The organism is Olivibacter sp. SDN3 (genome assembly GCF_014334135.1).
In the GTDB taxonomy this organism is placed as follows: domain Bacteria; phylum Bacteroidota; class Bacteroidia; order Sphingobacteriales; family Sphingobacteriaceae; genus Olivibacter.
Genome location: NZ_CP060497.1, coordinates 5978036 through 6002227 on the forward strand (window position 1 = coordinate 5978036; position 24192 = coordinate 6002227).

The following is a 24192-nucleotide window of genomic DNA, read 5'->3' on the forward strand; positions in this document are numbered from 1 at the left end:
GCTTCGCTAAGTTCTTTGGTTATATTTCTTTTGCGGACCTTCCCTTTAGGGAAAGCTCGAATGCCTTTTAATGTAAATACTTCGATGAGAAAAAAGAAAGTAATAAATAAAGGATAAAATAAATTTTCAAAGAAAATGGCCAAAATCGAAATAAAAAAAAGACACACATTAACAGGACATCAAAATCCTGTTTTTGCAGTGGAGAAAGGCGTTGAGTCTTCCAAAGTATTTACTGGAGGCAATGATAAAGGTGTGGTTGAGTGGGACTCATTGGAAGGAAAATTTCTAAGAATCATACTTCCGGTTAAGACTTCTGTATACAGTCTTCACCACATACAAAACAGTAAGTTATTGGCTGTTGGCGAACGCAGCGGTCAGGTAACTATCATAGATACAACAAACCAAGAAATTGTAGCAAAATTAAGCCACCATAGGAAACCAATTTTCTGCATCCAATCCTTTCATTCAAAACCTGAATTGATCATTTCCTCCGAAGACGGAACAGTCTCTGTTTGGGAGACCTCAACTTTCAAGCTGTTGTACAACTTTAAAGTTTCTACAGAAACCGTACGTTGTATCGCCCTTAATGGGAAAGAAGATGTTTTTGCCCTGGGATCGAAAGACAGTAAAATAAGAATATTCGATGCGAAAGAATATTCAATAATTCATGAAATACATGAGCACACTATGCCAATAACGGCATTGGCATTTTCTCCTGATAATAAACATTTGTTAACTGGAGGTCGGGATGCACAATTAAACATCTTCAATACGGTTAATTATGCACTTGAAAAGAATATTACTGCTCATATGTTCAGCATATATGGAATTGTTTATCATCCATACCTACCATTATTTGCTACCGCAAGTCGTGATAAAAGTATAAAAATATGGCGCGCTGACGATTTCTCGTTGTTAAAGATCATTAGTCAGGAGAAAGGCTACGAATCGCATCGGCTCTCTATAAACGGCATTATTTGGGAAGAAGATATGCTAATTTCGGTGAGCGATGATAAAAGTGCCATTATTTGGGATATTGACACAAACGTCTAGCCTACTATTATTGCTTACCATTTTTGTTGTCAATCGTTAGCTTTATTTTTTCTTTTGCTGATGGACTCAGTTCCTTATATTTATTATAAGCATCCATAATATACAGTCGCATTTGCTCGTCGTCTGACCCCTCAACAAATGAGACCTTTGGTCGATACTTTGCCATAAATAAGGTCAAATCTTCACCTGATAAGGGTGTAAGTTCGGTTATGGTTGCTTCATTAAACCGGGTGTCTATAATTCGGTTATTACTTTCTTCCTCCAATAATCTATACTGTCTCCTCGCTTCCCTCCCCTCTCTTCCAAAAATTCTAGAAGGCGATAGCCCAATTCCACCACCTGATGGCGTACTACCAAATTGCCCTTGTTTTCTCACCCGCTCTTTTTCTTCAGCTAATCTATTATTGGTCAAAGCGGTGATGTTCACTTCTTCCAACATCCTTGGGTCATCAACAGGAGTTAAATAAACGCGTTTAACAGCAAAGTCTATTACGACCAGACTATCTCTTCGATAGCCAGGATAAGAAAACACCAAGATATCTTCCTTTTTAACATTTATATTAAAAGCCCCGTCGTTATTCGTGGAAACGCTATCACCGCTATTAATGTTCTTCACCACAACTTGTGGCATTGTCTCATTACTCTTATACTCTAAAATAATCCCTTTTAGATTATCCTGCGCATAACTTGAAAAACCTAACACCAATGTCGTTATCGAAAGTAAAATAAATTTTATCATAGTAGTTTTCATAGTATCGGTGCTGTCTCTTCTTATTAGCCCAAATAGACCATATTACTTTTGATCTCAGCTTGCTACAGGTATTTAATAAAGGATAGCTACCTGTGCTCTATTCAATAACAAAAGTAATCCAAAAGTGTTAGCTTTTATTAATAACAAACATTAATTTGACCACGTATTATTTGCGGGATTAATATCAGGAAAAACCTTGTCGGGGTCTATCACCACTGAACTTAACGCTTCATCTGTAGCTATTTTAAAAGAAAATGCCCTATTGCGTTCCCAGATCTCAACAGGCAATTTTACCCTGACCTTCTTTCCGCTAACAGTGGTGGCGTCTATAATTAAAGGCATGGGCATTTTTTCCAAATTGTCTACCGTCACAACTGCACCTTTTGACGGATCATTGTCTACATAGGAAACCTCTCTTATAGCCTGATCCAATTTCCAATTATTGAGAAACCAAGAGCGCCAAAACCAACCCAAACTCTCCCCAGCAACATTTTCCATGGTGCGGAAAAAATCGTCTGGCGTTGGGTGTTTATATGCCCAGTAATTGATGTATGTTTTAAAAGCGTGATCAAAACGTTCCTCTCCGAGTATCTGCTCGCGAAGTATGGTCAGACCCAACTGAGGCTTACGATAGGCTAGCGTACCAATATGCCGCTCTTGCATGTTCTGAGGGGATGACATAATAGGTTCCAGTTCATCGTCAAAGTATAACGGTGCTAGTTTATGCCCATCATATTTTGCTGCTTTATACTCACCATTATTGAAAACATCTCTTGAAAGAGAATTTATCAGTGTATTAAACCCTTCGTCCATCCAAGCATGTAGACGCTCGTTACTACCAACAATCATGGGAAACCAAATATGACCAAATTCATGGTCAGTAACGCCCCAAAGGCTTGCGCCCGTAGCCTTACTCCCGCAAAAAACTATCCCGGGATATTCCATTCCCCCAACGTTAGAGGCCACGTTAACAGCTACCGGATACGGATAGTTATACCATTTCTCGGCATAGTATTCAATTGAAGATTTTGTATACTCTGTAGAACGTTCCCAAGCATTATTCCCATTACTTTCTATAGGATAAGCAGATACTGCCATTGAAGTCTTGCCATCGGGCAAATTAATTCGAGCGGCATCAATAATAAAAGCAGCAGAAGCAGCCCAAGCAACATCTCTGCTATTATTTAACCTGAATTTCCATGTCAGCTCTTTCTTTCCAGGTCTGGAAGAAGCTTCAGTCACCTCTTCTGCCGATCTAATTAATACGGTCTCATCACTATTTTTTGCCTGCTCCCATCGTTTTAACTGTTCTTTTGTATACACATCTCCCGGATTCAAAAGTTCTCCTCCACATACAACAATCTGCTTGGCGGGTGCCGTTATTTCTAATTCGAAATCACCATACTCCAAATAAAACTCTCCAGGCCCGGTATAAGGTTGCACGTTCCAGCCCAAGATATCGTCGTAAACAGCCACGCGAGGATACCATTGCGCCACGGAGAAAACGGCTCCATTAGCTGTAGACAATACCCCAGTTCTATCGGCACCGTAATCTGGTATAGTATAACTGTAAGCAATCTGAATTCCGGTATTTCCTCCTCCGGAAGAAAGCTCTTGCGGCAAAAAGACCTGCATACGGGTATCCGTAATGGTATACGCTAAATCATCACCATTTACCGATTTCACTGACTCAATCGTGTAACCTCCGTCAAAAGGATCATCATGAGAACCATACCTACTCTTACCAACCGGTACAATCTGACTTCCTCTACCCTTTTTTGAAAACATATTTTGATCCAACTGAATCCATATAAAATCAAGGTTATCCGGACTATTATTGGTATAATCCATTTCAACTATGGCATCAATCTCCTTTGTCTGATCATTTAAGCTAGCCTTGATTTTATAATCCACACGATTTTGCCAATATTTATGCCCTGGCTTACCACTGGCTGACCTATAGTCATTTCCATTATGCGAATAGAAAATCGGTGCAAAGGCTTCTTTATAACTATAATTACCTGGCTCTTGACTATCTTGACCAAAAATTTGAAAAGAATTAATAAAGAGAAAAACAGCAGCAGCTAAAATATTCTTTTTAATCATGTGAATAAGGGTTTAGTAATCTAAAATATACGTTAACGCGAATTAATTGCGGCCAATGTATGATGACAAATCTACAACATCTACGTTTTGGCATATCCGAGGCTAATATAGTACATTTTAACACCTCTTTTTAATAGAGAAGTCTGAAATTTCAATTTTTTAGACCTTTGTAACAATTATTTTAGTTTATTTTGATACTCCTTTTCGTCGAAGCCTATAATTAACCCTTTTGGGGATTCAATAATTGGGCGTTTGATGACACTGGTCTTTTCTTTCATTAATTTGTTAGCAGTATCTTCATCTACAACTGCTAGCTTCTCTTCGTCTGTCAAATTACGCCATGTCATACCCTTTTTATTTACCAAAATTTCCCAGCTTACCTGTTTTTCCCAACTCTTCAAGGTATCCTCATTTACCCCTAATTTTTTAAAGTCTTGAAATTCATATCTTATTTTATGGTCATTTAACCAATCTAGGGCTTTTTTTACTGTACTGCAGTTTTTAATTCCGTATACTTTCATATATGTATTGTTTTAAGAATTATTTTATTTATTAAAATTTGTCATGGTTAACTCGATACCCACACTCACAAAATTCTTTACTGCTCCAACTGCATGTTGAATAAGACCCGGCAGTTCCAACTGCTCCTCTTTATCAAAGGGCCCCAATACATAATCAATTTGTCTACCTTTGGGATAACTATCTCCTATTCCGAATCTCAGTCGTGGATACTGTTGTCCTCCACACAGGGCTTCGATACTTTTTAAACCATTGTGGCCCGCGGCACTGCCCTTTGGTTTGATGCGGATGCTTCCGAAGGGAAGTGCTAAATCGTCTACAATTACCAATATATTCTGAAGTGGTATTCTCAATTCGTGCATCCAGTAATTAACTGCTTTACCACTAAGGTTCATAAAGGTGGTTGGTTTAACAACGTAAACGGTCCTTCCCCTAAGTTTAAATTCAGAATAGAACGCATATTTTAATGTAGAATAAGATGCCTGTGCCTCCTTCACAAGTTCATCTGCCACCATAAAACCTATATTATGACGGGTGTCAGCATATTCCGGGCCTATATTGCCCAATCCTACGATCAGGTATTTCATCTATAAATAATTATTCGTCGTTTTTATTTTATTAACGGCACTCATGAAACACAAAGTGGTTTTTTATCCATCTGCCAGATGGGGCTTACCATGTTTAAACCCCGAAGGGCTGATGAACACCAATTTAACATTAAGACCCGTGAATAAATTTACATTTACCTGCGTGATGAAAATGAAATTTTAAACATGGGCAGTTCATGATTATAAATAAGTTCTCACTCTTTTTTTATTAAAAAATATTTGATCTCAGGGAAAAATAGCAAAAAAAAAGCATCCGCCAAATCGACGAACGCTTTTTTCTAACAAATGTTATCCTATTATTTCTTAACAGCTTTAGCAGCTTCCTGCTCAGCCTGCTTCAATGCACGAGACATAACTACAGATACAATAGTATCATCGGCATTGTTAAGCACTTTGGCATTTTCTAGCGAAATAGCCTCAACTCGAACAGATTTACCAACCACTAGAGATTCCAAACTTACCTCGATTGTTTGCGGCATATCTTTAGGTAGTGCTTTTACACGAAGCTTACGCAACTTCTGAACCAACTTCCCTCCCATCTTTACACCAGGAGAAGTACCTGTCAATTCTATTGGTATGTACGTAGAAACCTCTTTTTTATCATCCAGTTCCAAAAAATCAACATGGATAACCTGATCAGTCAATGGATGAAATTGAGTTTCCTGAACAATAGCATTAAACTTCTTTCCTTCTATGTCAAGGTCTATGAAATGAACATCTGGCGTATAAATCACCGATTTCAAATCAGCTGCGGACACAGCAAAGTGATGTTGTTTCTCACCACCATACAGAACCGCTGGAACTTTACCTTCGTAGCGTAATTCTTTTGCGCCTCTTTTCCCTACGTTCTCTCTTAGAGAACCGCTAATAGCAATTGATTTCATTTTATTTCTAATTTTAAAGGTCGCAAAGATAGAAAAAACTATTCACAAATCACTATTTATTTTGATCAATAATCTTAAACAACTCACTTATTGAGCCATGTTCGTTGATATTAGTGATGGCTCTTGCAAACAGATCGGCAGTAGACAAGACTTTAATTTTACCGCCTTGTTTTTTCAATGGAATCGTGTCCGTAACAATCAACTCGCTTAAAACAGAATTTTCAATCGTTTCATATGCCTTTCCAGAGAGAACAGGATGCGTGCAAACCGCGCGAACACTACTCGCACCTTTTTCCATAATCAATGAAGCCGCTTTTGACAACGTTCCTGCAGTATCGCAGATATCATCAATCAAAACGATATCCTGTCCGCTCACATCCCCGATAATAGACATCGACTCGATTTCGTTTGCCCGTTTCCGTTGCTTATCACAAATAACCACTTCTGCATTAAAATATTTTGCAAAAGTGCGTGCACGATAAGAGCCGCCCATATCAGGTGAAGCAATAGTTAGGTTAGGAAGATTAAGCGATTTTATATGTGGCACAAAAATACTAGCTGCATCTAAATGATCAACGGGGATATCAAAAAAACCCTGTATCTGAGCTGCATGTAAATCCATAGTCATGATACGATGAGCACCAGCAGCAGTCAGTAGATTGGCAATCATTTTTGCTCCTATAGCAACTCTGGGCTTATCTTTACGATCTTGCCGAGCATAACCAAAATAAGGCACCACAGCGGTAATGTAATGTGCCGATGCCCTCTTAGCAGCATCAATCATTAATAATAGTTCAAAAAGATTGTCTGTTGGTTGATAAGTAGACTGAATCAGGAACACATCGCTACCACGAATAGACTCGCTGTAGAAAGGTTGAAATTCCCCATCACTGAAGCGCGAAAGAGTCATTTCTCCTAGTTCTTTACCATAAGATTTTGAGATTTTGTTTGCCAGTTCAACGGTACCTGATCCAGCAAATAATTTAACCGTGTTAAATTGCAGAGGCATGAGTGCGGGTTTGGTGTTTAAAAAAATTCGGGCCGTTTTTTTCTTAACGACCCGACTCTCTTTTTGTTGTTGCCCGACCAGGATTCGAACCTAGACAAACTGAACCAAAATCAGTTGTACTACCTTTATACTATCGGGCAATCCTTTCGTTTACTAGGTTTTTGCTGTAAACGGAGTGCAAATATAAAGCGATATTTTAAATACACAAAATATTTAAACCATTTTTTTTACCTACAGCATAATCACATTGATTCTCAGTCAGATTTTCTATCAATACCTAGCTAGACGCATCAAAACACTATACATTAGGTCACGAAGCCCACACAGTAGCCTATTCCACCTGCTTCTACAAAACCCATGCTTTTTCATTTTTGCTTTCTAATTTTTACTTATATCAATACTAATACTTATTTTCGGCACATAATTGTACTTTCAAACATTTTAAGCGTTATACGTTGAAAGAAATTTCAACAAAAAGACGATTTGTCAACAAGAACAAACAAATAAGAGCTAATGGATTATAACAAGACGAACAATTTATTTGGATGGATAACCTTTTTGATTTCCACCATCGTTTATGTGTTAACACTGGAACCTACTGCTAGTTACTGGGATTGTGGAGAATTTATCGCCGCAGCTTATAAAATGCAGATAGTGCATCAGCCTGGAGCACCTTTATTTCTGATGTTGCAGAATATCTTCAGCAATCTAGCTTTTGGTAATAAAGAAGCTCTTGCCTACTGGATGAATTTTGGTTCCGCTGTATCCAGCGGTCTTACCATTTTATTCTTATTCTGGACGATCACCGCGTTAGCGCGAAAGGTTTTATGGAAAAATGGTACCGAGCTCACGCAAGGTAACTTAATACAGATTATCGGAGCGGGTTTAGTCGGCGCACTGGCCTACGCGTTTTCAGACACTTTTTGGTTCTCGGCAGTAGAGTCAGAAGTTTATGCGATGTCATCGTTATGTACCGCCATCGTTTTTTGGGCTATCCTGAAATGGGAAGCGCATGCAGGTGAACCCCGTGCCGATAAATGGCTACTCTTCATTGCTTATATTATGGGGCTATCAATTGGTGTTCACTTGCTCAATCTTTTAACAATTCCCGCATTGGCACTAGTTGTATATTTCAAAAGAACCAAACAGGCTACCAATGGTGGTATATTTAAGGCACTTCTCATAGGTATTGTCATAGTAGCTTTTGTATTATGGGGAATTATTCAGTACCTTATCAAATTCGCGGCCTACTTTGATCTTTTCTTCGTAAACAGTTTGGGATTTGGATTTGGTTTCGGTGTCGTATTCTTTACCCTGTTGATCATCGGCGGACTAACATATGGCATTTTTTATTCGATCAAACAGCTGAAACCACGATTAAATCTCATCTTATTGGCCATTTGCTTTATCATCTTTGGTTATGGTTCTTTTGCCATGATCTTAGTGCGTGCCAAAGCAGATACCAGTCTAAACAATAGTGATCCCGATAATGCCTTCTCTTTCCTAAGTTACCTCAACAGAGAACAATATGGAGAAGAACCATTAGTGAAAGGCCCCTATTTTACATCTAAACCAATCGACAGAAGCGAAGGAGGTAGTACCTATATAAAAGGTGAAGAAAAGTATGAAAATATCGGTCGTAAGTACAACTACATATACGATCGTGAAACTGTTTTTCCACGTATTTACAGCAGTGATGCCGGTCGTGGCCACCCACAATTTTATCGTAGCTGGCTTAATATGGGCGAAAATGAGCAGCCAACCTTCGGTAACAACCTCAATTTCTTTTTCACCTATCAGATCGGTCATATGTATGCCCGCTATTTCTTCTGGAATTTTGTTGGCAGACAAAATGATCAAAAAGGAGATGGCAGCTTTACCGAAGGCAATTGGATCACCGGAATAAAACCCATCGATCAGGCGCGCTTAGGTGGCCAGGAGGTCTTACCGGAATCCCTTAAAACAGATCCTTCCAATAATAAGTATTATGGCTTACCACTCATATTGGGTATTATAGGAGCCTTATGGCATTTCAAAAGGCACCAAAAGGATGCAGGTATTGTAGGTCTACTCTTTTTCTTCACAGGTTTGGCCATTGTGCTTTATCTCAACCAGACACCGATGCAACCACGCGAGCGGGATTACGCTTATGCAGGTTCATTTTACGCCTTTGCTATATGGATAGGTCTAGGGGTAATTGGTCTGGCAGACTTCTTTCAAAAGAAAACGAACCAAAAAAATGCTGGAATAATAGCAACTGTCATTGGTTTATTAGTTGCACCGGTATTAATGGCAAAAGAAGGATGGAACGACCATGACCGATCAACCAAATACGTCGCACGCGATCTTGCCAAAAATTACCTGGAATCCTGTGCTCCCAATGCCATATTGTTCACTTATGGAGATAACGACACCTATCCGTTATGGTATGTGCAGGAAGTAGAAAATTTCAGACCAGACGTACGCATCGTTAACTTAAGTCTATTAAGTGCCGATTGGTATGTACGCCAGATGAAAGAAAAAGTAAACGAAGCAGAAGGGCTACCCATCACCATGACAGACAGTCAATTTAAACAGGGCACCCGTGACGGTATGTCTTATATGGATAGAGGATTTAAAACACCTGTTGAGCTAGGTAGTGTATTAGATGTGTTGCTCTCTGACAATCCCAACGATCAGGTTGAATATCAAGACGGAAGCCGATCTAACTATCTTTTTACCAAAAAATTTCAGTTAACTGTGAATAAAGAAGATGTAGTGGGCAACAACGTCGTTCCAGCCAAATGGAAAGACAATATTGTAGACACTATGGTTTGGGACTATAATAAAGACTATGTTTCAAAAGCAGAATTGGCAATATTCGACATCTTGGTGCATAACGACTGGAAAAGACCAATTTATTTTGCCACAACCGTTCCTAATAGTAACTATCTAGGATTAGATAATTATTTGATCAATGAAGGATTCGCTATGCGGCTCATGCCTATACGATTAGACAAGCCATCAGAAGAGGAAATGTCCATGGGAGAATCGGTTAATACAGAAGCGCTCTACGAAAACACCATGAATAAATTTGCTTGGGGAAATCTGGCAGATGCCCGCTACCTAGATCCTGAATCTTACGGCATGCTATCGCTCATTATTAATAATTTCAGCACCCTTAGCCAGTCGTTGATCGAAGAAGGCAAACCGGAAGAAGCACAAAAGGTCTTGAGCAGGTGCTTAGAAGTTATACCAGAACGTATTTACTCGCTCCGCGAGGCCCGGGTACTTTATTTCTTAAATAGGCAACTATACCAAGCGGGCTCTATAGAAAAGGCAAATGAATTGGTCGAAAGAAACGGTAAATATGTAAGTGATCTCTTAAAGTACTACATTTCCATATCGAAGACCAAGCCAAATCTAGAAATGCAGAATATCCAAATGGGTACACAGGTTATCTACAGTTCCGCAGAGCTTGCCAAAGAATACAAACAGGAAAAGCAGGCAAAAGCGCTAGAAGATTCATTAAATGAAATCGAGAAACTATTTGGGGGTTCTCAATAATAACAAAAGAAAGCAGGATATCCCGCTTTCTTTTGTTATTACCATCCCGGATTTTGGATCAAGTTTCTATTTCTATCCATTTCTGACTGAGGAATAGGCCACAAATAATGTTTGGACTGAAAAACACGTCGTTCAAATACGGTGCGTTGGTAAAATGAAGGATCTGTATAGCTGTTTCCTTCTTCGACATTCATCCCGTAGAAGTTTCCTCCGTCTGTTTCTTCTGCTATTTTCCATCTGCGTGTATCAAAAAAACGATGACTTTCGAAAGCCAACTCTACACGCCTCTCTTGCCGAATCCGTTGTCTCATCTCTTCTTGAGACAGGCCATTTTCTACCGGGGGTAACCCCGCACGCTCTCTGACCAAATTCAGATACCTTGTGATGTCAATGTTACCCGGATCATATTCATTCAATGCCTCTGCATAATTTAGATAGATTTCTGCTAATCGAAAATGCGCATACGGTCTTCTATTCCATAAACCAATCCGAGGGTTTGAATTTGGGTGAATATTTTTTCTAACGAGATAACCGGTTTTACTGTGATCCCAAGAACCTTGAAGTCCCGAGTTTCCTGTTCGATGTAGTCCGATTTGTCTATCCCCTTCACTGGTATTGATCCAATAAGAACCATTGTAGACTATGGAAACATAAAACCTAGGTTCACGATTTGCATACATATTATAATCATGCCGATGATGATATTTACCATCACTTGCAGCAAAGCCCTCCTCCAAGTATCCTGATCCCTCTTCATCTATCGCTTTTCCATTCTCCATAAAATAAGTATCTACCTGTTGTTGTGTTACACCAACACCGCTATAACCGCTCGCTATCCGTGGTGTGCTGTACCTCTCCCAGCCTTGATGATCCCAATCCATACGCACAAAAATCTGCTCTGAATTCCAATGCTCCAAGAAAACGTTCTGATAGGATAAAAATGGATCAATATTTCCTTCACTGTCATATTCTTTATATAATTCGAACATCCCTAAATCAATCAACGCTTTACTCGCTTCAGCTGCCACTCGCCATTTATTTTCATCGTATTGCGGGTTAATCAACGGCGTACCATCCGTATTTGTAAACCCGGCATAATCTGTATTCCCATTATATAAGGCGCTAGCAGCGTATAATAACAATCTAGATTTAACAGCCCTGCACCACACGGATGTAGCACGAGCTTTTTCCGTAGGATCTGAATATGCGCTTGGCAATTGCTCAGCTATTTCATCCAGCTCGCCCACGATATAATTTACACACTCATCGTAGGTACTACGTGGAAACTGGACTTCTTCCAACGGTGCATCAGGAGCGATCAACTCGGGAACAAGAATAATAGGTCCGTATTGTCTCAATAAACAGAAGTAAAAGTATGCTCTCAAGAATCTTGCCTCCGCGGTATAACGAGCAATTAGCTGTTCACCCTGCTGACCAAGCGCTAAAATCTCTTCATTCCCTCCTATATTTTCCATAAAATAAGTAGCTGAGCGAACTCCCTGGTAGTAGTGTTGCCAATGCTGTGCATAATTCGCGTTGGGATCCCAAGAACCAAGATTAATAAAAGCTGTAAAATGTTGGGCCCAAGTCATATCTGCTTCATCCGCAACTCCCACCCAAGGGTTTTCTGTCCATTGATTTCCCTCTTCTTTTATTCTATTATAAATATTCGCTAAATATTTCTCTGAATCCACGCGGCGGTTAAACACGTCCTCCATTGTAATTCGATCATCTGGCACCTGATCAAAAAAATCTTTTTGGCAAGAAGAAAGAATAATCAACAAGCCGCAAACCATACAAATCTTAAAGAAGAATCTATTATAAATTTTCATAGTTATTTGGTTTAAAAGGTTACCTGTAAACCCAGGCTGTATATTTTTTGTTGAGGGTATATTGCGCCCCTACCATCCCCGAGTTCAACATCCCAAAGGTCAAAATCTGAGAACGTCAGTAAATTAAATCCCTGAAAAAAAATGGTGGCAGAACTCAACCTTAACTTTTCTACGAGCTTCGGGTTAAACGTATAATTGACGTCAACGGTCTTTAAGCGCAAAAAAGCACCGTTCCGAACCCAATGAGAACTTGTACGATAATTCATATTTTCGTCACCAAAAGATAATCTTGGGTAAAATGCATTTGGGTTTGGGTTTTCTACTGTCCAGCGATCTTCGTTCACCAAGGTAAAAACATTCCCTTCCGAACCACCTCTTTGGAAAGGAGCAAAGCCTACGCCGTTTAATAAAATATCCACATCTCCAATGCCCTGAAAAAATGCAGCAACAGAAAATCGCTTATAATTAAATCCGAAACGCATTCCATATACCAACCTAGGAAAAGATCCATAGCCAATAGGAGCCTCATCATTTGCATCAATTAAGCCGTCGCCATTTAAATCAACATACTTTAAATCACCCGGCCTGGTATCTCCCACCTGTGTCGCGCTGTTTTGTATCTCCTCCTCACTAGTAAAAAAACCTTCCGCTATGTAGCCAAATCTTTGACCAATCTGTTGACCTTTTCTTTCACGCCACGGATAATTCCAAAGTGGCAGATCATCCTCAATTACAGTTGTTCTGTTATAAGTGATTGTCGGTTGAAAATTCAAGCTAAAACTATTGGACAGATCTTTGCGATACGTCATGGAAGCATCAAAACCCTTATTCTCCGTTCTTCCAAGGTTACCGTATGGGTTGTTAATCAGTCCAACAAACGCCGGAACTGCACTCCTCCTCAAAAAAGAACCATCCCGTAGCTCCCTGAATAGATCAAACTGTACATTTAGGTCACCTTTAAAAATATCGAAGTCAATGCCCAGGTTGGTCTTGGTTGACCTTTCCCATGTTACATCTACGGCATACTCTTCGAAATCTGTTCCATCAAAGTGGCGATTATAAGTTTCTCCAAATTGATATCCTCCAGAACCTTCTCCTACTGTTCCTATATATGCGAAACGCCTCCCACCAATATCCGCATTGCCAACAACACCGTGCGAAAAGCGAAATTTAGCTAAGGGAACAAAACCTTTTAAAGACTTAAAGAAAGATTCTTCCGACAACACCCACCCAAGGCCCAGCGAAGGGAAAAAGCCATATCGTCTCTCAGGCAGAAAATTCTCTGATCCATTAAAGCCAAAATTTAGCTCCAATAGATACCGATTGTCAAAATCGTATGTCCCTCTTCCCGCAAAGCCTCTATATCTATAAGGAAGGGAGTTTATGAAATCATTAGCTATAGAGTTTATAAAGTCCGATTGATTGAATAAAAACATCCCGGTAACATTATGCTTATCAAAACTCCGCACATAATTGATCGCCGCCTCCGTATAAAAGCGACGTTCCATTTCATTACCTGTTCGTTCAAAGCTCAAATACGGGCTACCGACGTTCGTTTGCTGTAAAATAAGCTCACCAGCCTCGTTACGCTCCGTAGCATAGTAGGTGTCTGGAACCCGATGTCTACGCATCGTCGTACTATTATAATAATCGAAAGCGAACATAGCATAAGCTGTTAGGCCTGGAGTTATAAAATTAAAATCTTGTGTAGCCCTTATATTCGAGTTTACCCGGTTTCTTACGTGCTTTGCAAAGCCAGTTTGCGTTAACATCGTGTAGGGATTACTCAAACTATTTGGTCCACCTGCATCTACTCTAGCTTCAGCCAGAGCCCCATTAGTATACCTTAAAGGAAAAAGTACCGGCGTAATATCCATTGTCCGACCAAAAATATTTTCTGTACCAGCGCCCGGATAATTGCCATCCAGTATAAATCCTTGCACGCCCAAATCAACCTTGGTGGTAGGAGTTGCCTGCATGGATAGGTTGGCAGTAAAATTATAACGATCGAGCGCCATTTTCGAATTATATCGCTGCAACTCATCTCTTTTGAATAGCCCTACTTCGTTAAAATAGGCGGCAGAAACATAAAAATTTGCCCTTTCAGATCCTCCCGTCATATTTAAATTAAACCGCCGATTCCGACCAAAATCTTCAAACAGTTCGTTCATCCAATTCACATTGGGATAAAGGTCGGGGTCTATACCTGTTCTCGTTAGCTCAATTTCTTCAGCAGTATAAGCAGCACTCCTTCCCCTATTGGTTAGTGCTTCATTTGTCAAGGACATATAAGTAGGGCCATCAACAAATTGAGGCACCCTAACGAAATCAGAGATCCCCTCGTTATAACCCGCTACGACCTTTGTCTTTTGCACAGCCCCTTTTCTTGTGTTGATGAGAATAACACCATTGGCACCTCTTACGCCATATACAGCCGTGGCAGATGCATCTTTTAAGATGGAGAAACTCTCAATATCCTCCGGATCAATATCTTGAAAGGGTCGTTCCACCCCGTCAACCAAAACCAAAGGAGCACTGGAACCACTTAGACTTGCCTGTCCACGAATAAAAATATTTGCATTGTCATACCCGGGCTCACCTGACCGCTGCACCCCTACTATCCCTGATAGTCGTCCCGCAAGTACAGTAGATAGATTCCTTACTGGCGTTTTTAACTCTGTAGGGCGTACCGTAGATTGAGCACCAATGCTGGTTAATTTCTTTTGCACGCCAAACCCCACTACAACTACTTCTTCTAAACTACTGGCGTCGGCCTGCAATTCGATATTGATCAACGTTTCTTTATCGACAAATACTTCTTTCGATTTATACCCAACATAGGATATGGATAAAATAGCGTTCTCGAGAACATCTATCACATATTTTCCTTCCTCATTGGTAGTAGTGCCTCGCTGCTCTCCCTTAACCCGAATAGACACCCCTGGTAAAACAGCTCCTGTGCTATCAGTGATTGTACCTGTAACAGTAATAGTCTCTTGCTGCTCTGCTTTTTCTACCAGTGTTATTGTTGTTTTTTTCCTTAAAGCTACTGTGCCCGCTATTTTTTTATAAGAGAGTGACTGTTCTGCCAATACCCGATCTAATACTTTTAAGAAGTCCATATCAGCTACTTGTATACTGACAGGCTTACTACTACGCATTATATCACTATCATAAATAAACCGTATTCCAGTTTGTTTTTTAACCACCTCCAGAAAATCCGGTAATGGGAGTTCTTTAACATTGATCGATATTTTTTGTGCCTTTAGATTTGCATGGGCTGCAAATGAAAAAAGTAACACCCAAACAACTATAAGTTTCATTATTAGTATAATCTTAGGTATAAATGGGCAAAAGCTTTCACCCTCCGGCACTTGGCCAAGAGAAAAGTTATTCATAATTTTGGTAAGATTATGGTTATTAAATTTTAGATTGTAATTAGTTAGCCGTAATTCATTCCGGGAGTGCCCGCACACTTCCGGTTTTTTGTTTTAGATAACATGTATTATTTCATATGTTTCAGCCTCCTTTCTTCTCTTATTTTATAATGTAGTCTCTTTAGCATAAACTATTAGCTTATTATTTATAATATAGAATTTATAGTCACTAACAACTTCGAGAACGTCACATACTTCACTTAATTTATCTGCTCGACTGACTGTTCCGGTAATTCGCTGTTTTCTAACATTCTTCTTATACTTGATATCTACATTGTACCATCTACTAATTTCCTCCAGGACTTCTTTTAACGGTTGCTCGTTGAAGTAGAAGTATCCTTCTTTCCAAGCGGTAGCTTTTTCTATATCAGCAACAGAAACTTTTAAGCTACCTTTTGCAAGTGTAGCTTCTTGTCCGCGATAAAGCTTCGCCGAATTTTTATTGCCCACAACTTTCACAACCCCCTCCGTCAGGATCGCTTGAAATTGTTTATCGTAAGCAGAAATGTTAAATTGCGTACCGAGAGCTTCCGTAGTCACCTGACTTGCCATCACCTTGAAAGGTCTGTCGGGGTCTCTGGCTATATCAAAATAGGCTTCACCCTTCAAAAAAACCTTTCGCTCATCAGAAGAGAATTGAATAGGAAAACGTAGTTCCGACAGCGCATTGAGCCAAACCTTTGTTCCATCGGATAACGTCAACTGATAAGTACCAGCAGTTGGCGTATGTAACTCATTGTACAACAATTCTCCTTGACTAACTATCGCGCCGTTATGATAAGCTACCGAATTATTGTCACTATTAATCTGAATGCCATTTGTTTCGTTAAGTGCTTGTTCCTCCGGCCCCAACGGTACTTTCTTTCCATTCGACAAAATCAATATACCTTTATCTGATCCTGGCAATATATCATTTGCATGTGCACTACCTACATAAGGAACTATACGATCAGAAATTTCTTTATTAAAGTGAAATTGATATATACCAAGGAGTGTACAAACTATTGCCGCGAATACTGCCGCGTACGATAGGTATAACCGCTTATTCTTTTTGGCTCTTATCGTATTTAGCCTACGTTGCTTTTTCCAGGCCACGTCCACGTCAATGTCAGCGATATAAGATATTCCGTCTAATACTTTTCGGTCATCTTTAAAATTTGCTAATATCTTATGATGAGTTTCATCTTGATTCAACCATTCATTTAGCTCCTTTTCTTCCAGAGGCGTGGATTCACTACGTATATAATTGGCAATTATTTGTGCAATATGAAAATCTTCCTTTTTCAAACGTTGGTTTCTAGATTAGTACATGGATAAAGAAACCAAGTCTAAAGAAAAGGATGACAACAGACATTAAAAATTTAGAAAAAAAATTAAAACATTCAGCACCGAGGGATGTAGCTTCTTTTTGAGAATCTTGAGTCCTCGTTGTTTTTGAGTTTTTACGGTATTAACACTTATTCCAAGCATTTCAGCTATTTCCGCATTTTTAAGCCCCTCTAAATAGCCCAATCTGAATATTTCCTGACAGTTCTCCGGCAATGTAGCAACGACTTGATAGAGTTCATCTAATACCTCCGCGTTGATAAGCGCCTCTAATACGGTATCCTCTTCGTCATCAACTTCTTCCCTTGTCTCGAAATATCTATTTATCACTTTTTTCCTTCTTTGTATATTAAGGCAGATATTTTTTACGTGCGTATACAAAAAATTCTTGATAGCGATAGGATGATCTGAAAGAATTTCCTTCTTATCCCATAACGCTAAAAAGGCCTCTTGCACCGCATCGTCGGCTGTATGCTTTTCCTGAAGTAATTGGTATGCAAAGTAAGATAATGAACGATAATGTGTTTTAAATAACTTCTCAGCATTATCATTTATAAAATTTCTAGGGTTATTTTCACCAACTATGCCCATCAATATAAATTAGGTTTACTATTGCAATAATTGCTGGTATCTAGACAGGCTACAAAGTTAACTTGTTTTCCATCAAAAGCCAATAAATTAGATTCTCATTCAGCGATTTAACTAAATTGTCCTGAGCAAAAGTCGCCGTACCGCCGGCCATAAATATCGCAACAGCCAAAACTATAGCTGTTTTATTAAATTTTATCATGTGTGTATATTTTTAGGTCGGTAAATGTAGTTGTTTTATTATTTTAAGCATAAAAAAAACGGTGTTGCTTAACACCGTTTTTTTTTAAATAATTAGCTATCTCTGTAACAGATTTATTTTTTAGCAAACTGAAACTCTAAAAAGGCTTCATCACTTCCCCCCACATTTACCGGCATGTGCAAAGTGAGCGTTTGCTCATCGGCATAAGCCAAATCTAATCGATATCCTTCAGTTACGTTTTTCGCCTTCTCTCCCGGATATAATTTTTTAAACTGAAATTGTGCCTCACCCCCTTCAGGTGTATAAACAGACCAGAAGATATCTCTTGTTGCTCCGGGAGCACATAGCTCTCCGTTTGCCGCAAAAGTTATCCCTCCATTTCCATTAGCTACGAGATTCCAGGTACTCCCAATAAAACACTCAATTGGCGCTTCATCAAAAATACGTTTTACACTGGCTCCGGCAGGGAAATTCTGTTTTTCAACAGCATTCAATACCCATTGCCCCCGCACACCTCTTTTCCATTGTCCTGCACTTGGTGAAGAGCTGCTGGTTTGCCTAGAAGACGAACAGGCGCTGAGAAACAGTGCCAACACTAAAAAAAAAGCCGAAAATTTTACAGTTGTTTTCATTTAATTCAATTTATTGTTCTGAAATATCACCTTACTATCGTAACATACTTGTTTTATCGCTTAATCGCCTGTCATAATTTTACTGTTAATGCAATAAAATTGTACATTTGTTTCCTTTAACAATACAATCGGCATACTACATGTATTCACGTTATGGTGTTGTTATGCAAACTTAGATAAAATTCTTTTATATAAAAGCCCCGAAAGATGGCATTAAAAGAATTTATCAATCACTCCTCCGCAATTGTGAAACAATTTAACAGGGGGGAAAATGAATTTTGAAATCATTCTTCAAAACTCAATAAAATGAATTGATCGAAATTGATTTCAGCTCAGCGATATTATAAAATTTAAAACACGGATGAAAAAAATGCCCAAAAATCATACCATAAGTAAGTTTACAGCCAAATTATTGGTTAGACTATTTATATTGTTGCTAGCAGCAGCTATCGCTCCTATGTTTATAGACAATGAAATAGCCGCTAAAATGGAAACTACATATGTGTACATTGAGAACAAATGGGTTTTTATCTTCCCGTTGATTTTGTTTCTCAGCTTCCTAACCTTACTTGTATTAACAGGCAGGGCAAAACACGAAAAAACAGATCTTAACTGGATGCTATCACTTAATACACTACTGTTAATTGTATATATCATTCTTCTTTTTGTACGTTTATACCCGCTGATATACAAGTAGATTTATTACTGATGAGTCGACAAAAATTTTGGAACGCTTCCAAATTTATATTTAAATTAGCTGTTACCGCTTTCGCATTATACCTGGTTTTTTCTAAAGTTAGTTTGAAAGATTTGAAAGAGGTTTTTACCAAATCAAACCCCATTTTTCTATTATTGGGCTTTTTGAGTTTCTTCACTTCCATTGTCATTTCGGCGTGGCGTCTCAATACATTCTTTAAAGGGATTAAACTGGAATTACCTGAGGTATACAATTTCAAATTATATTTGCTGGGTATGTTTTATAATCTTTCCCTTCCCGGAGGAATCGGAGGTGACGGCTACAAAATCTATTTCTTAAGAAAAAAATTTAAAGTCAAGGGAAGGAAATTGTTATCATGCGTTTTTTTTGATCGGCTAAGCGGTATGTGGGCCTTATGTTTAATAACGGCTGCCTTAGTTATTTTTATACCACGTTTAGGCATCCCGAATTGGGCTCCCATAGGCGGTGTCTTCGTAGGCACTATCATATACTACTTGCTTATGCACCGGTTCTTTTCCGAATATAGCACACAGTTTATTTTTAAACATTTCAAGGCTATCGGTGTACAATCCTTACAGATCATTTGTGCCATCTGTATATTATACGGTCTTGACTTTCAAGGTAAATTTTCACCTTACCTATTACTATTTTTACTTTCGCAGATCATAGCGGTAATCCCCCTATCTATAGGCGGTTTAGGCGCTAGAGAAGTGGTTTTTATTTACGGATCTGATTATTTTGAGCTTGATCCCCACCGTGCTGTTTTGATTAGTTTAATTTCCTATTTTATATCTGCAATTATTTCATTATCAGGCTCCTATTTCACATTTTACCCCAAAGCACTTGGAGAGGAGAAATTACCTGAAACAGATGAAATAGCATTACAAGATATGGAGGAAAATGATTAGATGACCAACTATATCCCTCATTTTGGCATATTAGAATTTAACAGGTATTCAAACATTTATTACGCAGCAGTGTAATTGTGTTAAGGGGTTATATGCAATTAGCATAATACAATAAACATAAAATCGGTAAATGTTCCCTGTTCGCCTATAATGGGCAGGGACTACTGAAAATAATAAAATAGAATGAATATAATAATAACAGGAGCAAGCAGTGGAATAGGTTTTGAGGCCGTTTTGGAGCTTACTTTACGTAATGAAAATCATGTTGTTGCCTTAGCGAGATCCCACGATAAACTTAAGAAACTGTATGAAATCGCAAAAGGCTTAAATCCAGACTGCAATATCTATCCCGCTAGATTTGATATTGTGCATGATGACTATGAAACGGGATTATTACCATTTATAAAAGAAAAAATAGGTCATGTAGATATACTTATAAATAATGCGGGTGTTCTCATTAACAAACCATTTATGGAAACCAGCACGATTGATTTTGCAGAAATGCTTCAAACCAATATCTTGGGACATGTAAAAATGATCAGGCAATTGGTGCCTATAATGCCAAAAGGCAGTCATATTGTAAACATCGGTAGCATGGGAGGATTTCAAGGAAGCATTAAGTTTCCAGGACTTGCGGGATATTCTGCCAGTAAAGCAGCTTTACATGCACTTACAGAGTGTTTAGCAATTGAGCTTAGTGAGGAAAAGATCCATGTAAACTGCTTGGCGATTGGATCTGCGCAAACAGAAATGCTGGAAAAAGCGTTCCCTAACTATGAATCACCCATTGCCGCCTTTGAAATGGGTAAATATATTGCAGATTTTGCGCTAACAGGGCACAAATTTTTTAACGGTAAGGTGCTGCCGGTAGCAGTTACCACGCCTTAAATTCTTTTTTATCATGAAACATATTAACAGCTTAATAACTATTTTAACAATGATAATAACATTCTTCTTCATGGCCTGTCAGAGCAATAGAGAAGATCGAGAAGCGGAAGATAAGTCTCTGCAAGAACAAAAGGCAGATGCAGACCCACATGCACTTGATGAAGCAAAGACATTGACCCTTCCTTATATTGTAGTGGCCGATACCGAAACAGCCGCCATTGAAATCGAAGAAAACCCGCAGAGAAGTAAAGTTCCTTTAAATAAAGAAGAACTGCTGGAAGCTTTGAATATTAAATACCCGGATATCGATTTAAAGCTTGGAGCATCAAGTCATGACACCTTGCAGGTCAATATCGATGACGCTACATTTCTAACTCAACAGTATGGTACAACCGGAGCACTGACCTATTTAGCAGAGGCCACGTATGCTTTCACGGAATTACCTGACATAAAGGTAGTAAACTTCAACTTCAAAGAAGGCGACCATGCCGTTCCTGGGCCATACACCCGCGATAGTTTCAGAAAAAGTCTTTAGCCAATAAACCACCGGACTGTGGATCCGCCGAAGCGTATTCAGCGCCCGGTGAGTTTTACCTATCTATTCTGACAACGTTGTCTTACGTTGAAAAGTATGAATTTCATTTACAACGATTTCCGTTACATATTTTGTATCTCCGTCCTTGTCCATATAACTTCGGTTGATCAATTTCCCTTCAATTGCAACTTCACTCCCCTTCCGCAAACTTTTCTCGGCAAAAACTGCATGTTTTCCCCAAAGCACCAAATGGTGCCACTGGGTGTCTGTTAACCATTCTCCCTGATGGTTTTTGAATCGCTCATTAACTGCGATGGAAACCCGGGCTAAACTTTTATTTTCTCCAAATTTTCTCACCTCAGGGTCATTCCCTAGGAAGCCCGTTAATCTGACGCTATTTTTTAATGTATTCATAAAAATTGATATTTAATTTTATTTCAAAATCACTGTGTAATAAAACGCTATATAGTCCTTCTTACGTTGACACAAAGGTCAGATACCTACTGAAAGTATTCGGAAGATACACGGATATAACCGTATATATACGTATATAATCGGCTATTATAAGTAAAGCTGGCTACCTTTGCTAAAATTCCGAAACCTATATTTCACCTATAAATAATTTTTCACCAGTATTTAATTTCGAGTGGTAGCCATGAGCCTAACTAGTAGTTATTTTGCTATCCATTGCTCGTATAGCGCTTATTACAGCAGAGATTCACATTCCCCATATGAATGAAATGAAATTTTAAGCATGGACGGTTCATTCATTTTTTTTAAGTTTGAAAAAAAAACATCATATGCAAGACCCGATCACATTGACTTCTGTAGCAGAATTTCATAAAACATTTAAACATCCCATTTTAGAACACCCGGCAATACCTGGTGAGCAACGTTGCAAACTAAGGGTATCACTCATAGCCGAAGAATTAAAAGAGTTGGAAGAAGCCATCCAGAACAATGACATAGTGGAAGTCGCCGATGCTTTATGCGATATACAGTATGTCCTATCTGGAGCCATTTTAGAATTTGGATTGGCAGATAAATTCAAAGCATTATTTGATGAAGTTCAGCGTTCCAATATGAGTAAGGCTTGTAAAACGCTCGAAGAAGCCGAAGCTACCATTTTACACTATAATAGTAAAGGGGTAGCATGCTACTATGAACAGCAAGATGGTTTATATCTGGTATACCGAAAAGAAGATAAAAAAACATTAAAGTCAGTAAACTACTCCCCTGCCGATCTCAAAAGTATTGTGGAAGAATAAATTGCTTTTTATATACCTATGAAAAAAACACATAGCTATCAATTAACCAACCAGTGGACTGGAAATACAGGTGTAGGAACCAAAGACTATCGGTCATTTGATCGCAGTTATCTCATTAACATTGAAAACAAGCCTGTTATTGAAGGTTCGTCCGATCCTGCTTTTCGCGGTGACCGGACAAAATATAATCCCGAGGAGCTTCTATTAGCTTCGCTTTCGAGTTGTCATATGTTATGGTATCTTCATCTATGTGCTGAAGCTAAAATTATCGTAGAATCTTATCAAGATCATGCGTCGGGCCTTATGATAGAAACAGCCAATGGCAGTGGATATTTTTCGGAAGTAACGCTAAAACCTCAAGTAGCCGTAGTCGAAGAGACGATGATAAGCAAAGCATTGGAGTTGCATAAACAAGCGAACAAATTATGTTTTATAGCCAACTCTGTAAATTTCCCTGTGCATCACACTCCGTCTTGTTCGGCAATTAAATAAGTCGGCCCATCTCATTGCATGTTATCGCTTATTTGTGTAACTTGCAACTTGGGTGCTACTATATCTCTTTTAGAATTAACATAAAGAGAAGCTTTCCATAAGTCGAATGAATCGTATTTATTATAGATAATGACTGAAGATTTAAAATATGGAGTTACAACTTTGCCTTATGGGATCATATTCCTTAAGGCGATAATGGCTGGTTCCTGTCTTAAATCCACACCTACTGTTTTGTCTAACGAGGGCTTCTCTCTTCTCGATATTTCCAGACCAAAAATATTCGAATCATTATCCCCGAACTTAACTTTTTAACCTTCTTAAAGTTCGGGGACGACACTTTAACATTTTTTCACAATACTTAAGAGCTTTATATCCAGGAGTACCCAATAGCTATTATTAAGTGTTCTATCAAATTTAATCTCTTGAAAACTATATAAAAAAAACAAAATGAATAATCTCAAAAATCAAGTAGTGTTAAGTCAAGAAGACTATAACCTACTGACAAAACACGTTAAACCAACAGAAAATAACGACAATACCATGTCTTTAGCATACGAGCTGGGCCGTGCGAAGATTTTACCCCAAGCTGAAATCCCAAAAGACAGAGTAAAAATCAACTCGGTAGTAGAAATAAAAGACCTCGATACAAACATAAAAACCGTCCTTACCATCGTTCCTCCGGAACAGGCAGATATCAAACAACAGAAGATTTCTGTTTTAACGCCAATAGGATCGGCATTGATTGGGTTTAAGGAGAACGATCAAGTGGAATGGAAAATGCCTGCAGGCCTCAAAAAGTATAAAATAATAAAGGTTAACTAAACTACAGCCGGTAAGGACAACAAGATAGCACAGTACAGGCTTCGCGTGCTATCTTTTGTTTACCTTAA

The 24192-nt window shown here is 38.7% G+C and carries 22 protein-coding genes and 1 tRNA gene; 9 read left to right on the top strand and 14 right to left on the bottom strand.

The window, feature by feature from the left end:
* Positions 1-135 precede the first annotated feature (135 nt).
* Positions 136-1053 (top strand): WD40 repeat domain-containing protein, encoded by a 918-nt coding sequence (locus H8S90_RS25230; RefSeq protein WP_187340502.1) that lies wholly within the window; start codon positions 136-138, stop codon positions 1051-1053.
* Positions 1054-1060: 7 nt separating this feature from the next.
* Here the strand turns inward: H8S90_RS25230 and H8S90_RS25235 are convergent, their stop codons facing one another.
* The 7 genes from H8S90_RS25235 to H8S90_RS25265 form a co-directional block, all read right to left on the bottom strand.
* Positions 1061-1792, bottom strand: coding sequence for a hypothetical protein (locus H8S90_RS25235; RefSeq protein ID WP_187340503.1), 732 nt, complete (start codon positions 1790-1792; stop codon positions 1061-1063).
* 162 nt (positions 1793-1954) lie between these two features.
* Positions 1955-3910 carry a M1 family metallopeptidase gene (locus H8S90_RS25240; protein ID WP_187340504.1) on the bottom strand — a complete coding sequence of 652 codons (1956 nt, stop codon included), beginning with the start codon at positions 3908-3910 and terminating at the stop codon, positions 1955-1957.
* Between the two features lie 176 nt (positions 3911-4086).
* Entirely contained in the window at positions 4087-4431 is a 345-nt protein-coding gene (locus tag H8S90_RS25245) for a Spx/MgsR family RNA polymerase-binding regulatory protein (protein ID WP_187340505.1), read from the bottom strand.
* Between the two features lie 24 nt (positions 4432-4455).
* On the bottom strand, positions 4456-5016 hold the full coding sequence (gene pth / locus H8S90_RS25250) for an aminoacyl-tRNA hydrolase (RefSeq protein WP_187340506.1): 561 nt from the start codon (positions 5014-5016) through the stop codon (positions 4456-4458).
* 317 nt (positions 5017-5333) lie between these two features.
* Positions 5334-5921 (bottom strand): 50S ribosomal protein L25/general stress protein Ctc, encoded by a 588-nt coding sequence (locus H8S90_RS25255; protein WP_187340507.1) that lies wholly within the window; start codon positions 5919-5921, stop codon positions 5334-5336.
* Positions 5922-5973: 52 nt separating this feature from the next.
* Complete coding sequence (locus H8S90_RS25260) at positions 5974-6930, bottom strand: ribose-phosphate pyrophosphokinase (RefSeq protein WP_187340508.1); 957 nt, start codon at positions 6928-6930, stop codon at positions 5974-5976.
* A 69-nt stretch (positions 6931-6999) separates the two neighbouring features.
* Positions 7000-7070 (bottom strand) — tRNA-Gln (locus tag H8S90_RS25265).
* A gap of 373 nt (positions 7071-7443) precedes the next feature.
* On the opposite strand from H8S90_RS25265, the gene H8S90_RS25270 reads away from it, so the two are divergent.
* Positions 7444-10476, top strand: a complete 3033-nt coding sequence (locus H8S90_RS25270; RefSeq protein WP_187340509.1) for a DUF2723 domain-containing protein — start codon at positions 7444-7446, stop codon at positions 10474-10476.
* A gap of 38 nt (positions 10477-10514) precedes the next feature.
* Here the strand turns inward: H8S90_RS25270 and H8S90_RS25275 are convergent, their stop codons facing one another.
* The 6 genes from H8S90_RS25275 to H8S90_RS25300 form a co-directional block, all read right to left on the bottom strand.
* Positions 10515-12308: a RagB/SusD family nutrient uptake outer membrane protein gene (locus H8S90_RS25275; protein ID WP_222852195.1), complete on the bottom strand. Its 1794-nt coding sequence runs from the start codon at positions 12306-12308 to the stop codon at positions 10515-10517.
* Positions 12309-12319: 11 nt separating this feature from the next.
* Positions 12320-15631, bottom strand: a complete 3312-nt coding sequence (locus H8S90_RS25280; protein WP_187340510.1) for a TonB-dependent receptor — start codon at positions 15629-15631, stop codon at positions 12320-12322.
* 219 nt (positions 15632-15850) lie between these two features.
* Entirely contained in the window at positions 15851-17032 is a 1182-nt protein-coding gene (locus H8S90_RS25285; protein WP_187340511.1) for a FecR family protein, read from the bottom strand.
* 66 nt (positions 17033-17098) lie between these two features.
* Entirely contained in the window at positions 17099-17662 is a 564-nt protein-coding gene (locus H8S90_RS25290) for an RNA polymerase sigma factor (RefSeq protein WP_255501973.1), read from the bottom strand.
* A 49-nt stretch (positions 17663-17711) separates the two neighbouring features.
* Positions 17712-17861 carry a hypothetical protein gene (locus H8S90_RS25295; RefSeq protein WP_187340513.1) on the bottom strand — a complete coding sequence of 50 codons (150 nt, stop codon included), beginning with the start codon at positions 17859-17861 and terminating at the stop codon, positions 17712-17714.
* Positions 17862-17974: 113 nt separating this feature from the next.
* Positions 17975-18493, bottom strand: coding sequence for a hypothetical protein (locus H8S90_RS25300; protein ID WP_187340514.1), 519 nt, complete (start codon positions 18491-18493; stop codon positions 17975-17977).
* Between the two features lie 370 nt (positions 18494-18863).
* On the opposite strand from H8S90_RS25300, the gene H8S90_RS25305 reads away from it, so the two are divergent.
* The 4 genes from H8S90_RS25305 to H8S90_RS25320 all read left to right on the top strand — a co-directional run bounded on the left by H8S90_RS25305 (position 18864) and on the right by H8S90_RS25320 (position 21542).
* Positions 18864-19190 carry a hypothetical protein gene (locus H8S90_RS25305; RefSeq protein ID WP_255501741.1) on the top strand — a complete coding sequence of 109 codons (327 nt, stop codon included), beginning with the start codon at positions 18864-18866 and terminating at the stop codon, positions 19188-19190.
* 11 nt (positions 19191-19201) lie between these two features.
* The gene (locus H8S90_RS25310; protein ID WP_187340516.1) at positions 19202-20119 is read left to right on the top strand and encodes a lysylphosphatidylglycerol synthase transmembrane domain-containing protein; all 918 of its coding nucleotides are present in this window, start codon (positions 19202-19204) and stop codon (positions 20117-20119) included.
* A 183-nt stretch (positions 20120-20302) separates the two neighbouring features.
* Complete coding sequence (locus tag H8S90_RS25315) at positions 20303-21007, top strand: SDR family oxidoreductase (protein WP_187340517.1); 705 nt, start codon at positions 20303-20305, stop codon at positions 21005-21007.
* Positions 21008-21056: 49 nt separating this feature from the next.
* Positions 21057-21542, top strand: coding sequence for a hypothetical protein (locus H8S90_RS25320; protein WP_187340518.1), 486 nt, complete (start codon positions 21057-21059; stop codon positions 21540-21542).
* A gap of 63 nt (positions 21543-21605) precedes the next feature.
* Here H8S90_RS25320 and H8S90_RS25325 read toward each other — a convergent pair whose 3' ends face one another.
* On the bottom strand, positions 21606-21956 hold the full coding sequence (locus tag H8S90_RS25325) for a single-stranded DNA-binding protein (RefSeq protein ID WP_187340519.1): 351 nt from the start codon (positions 21954-21956) through the stop codon (positions 21606-21608).
* Between the two features lie 386 nt (positions 21957-22342).
* On the opposite strand from H8S90_RS25325, the gene H8S90_RS25330 reads away from it, so the two are divergent.
* The 3 genes from H8S90_RS25330 (at position 22343) to H8S90_RS25340 (ending at position 24124) form a co-directional block, all read left to right on the top strand.
* On the top strand, positions 22343-22810 hold the full coding sequence (locus tag H8S90_RS25330) for a nucleoside triphosphate pyrophosphohydrolase family protein (RefSeq protein WP_187340520.1): 468 nt from the start codon (positions 22343-22345) through the stop codon (positions 22808-22810).
* An 18-nt stretch (positions 22811-22828) separates the two neighbouring features.
* Positions 22829-23302 (top strand): OsmC family protein, encoded by a 474-nt coding sequence (locus H8S90_RS25335; protein ID WP_187340521.1) that lies wholly within the window; start codon positions 22829-22831, stop codon positions 23300-23302.
* Positions 23303-23749: 447 nt separating this feature from the next.
* Positions 23750-24124: a GreA/GreB family elongation factor gene (locus H8S90_RS25340; protein ID WP_187340522.1), complete on the top strand. Its 375-nt coding sequence runs from the start codon at positions 23750-23752 to the stop codon at positions 24122-24124.
* The last annotated feature ends 68 nt before the right edge of the window (positions 24125-24192 follow it).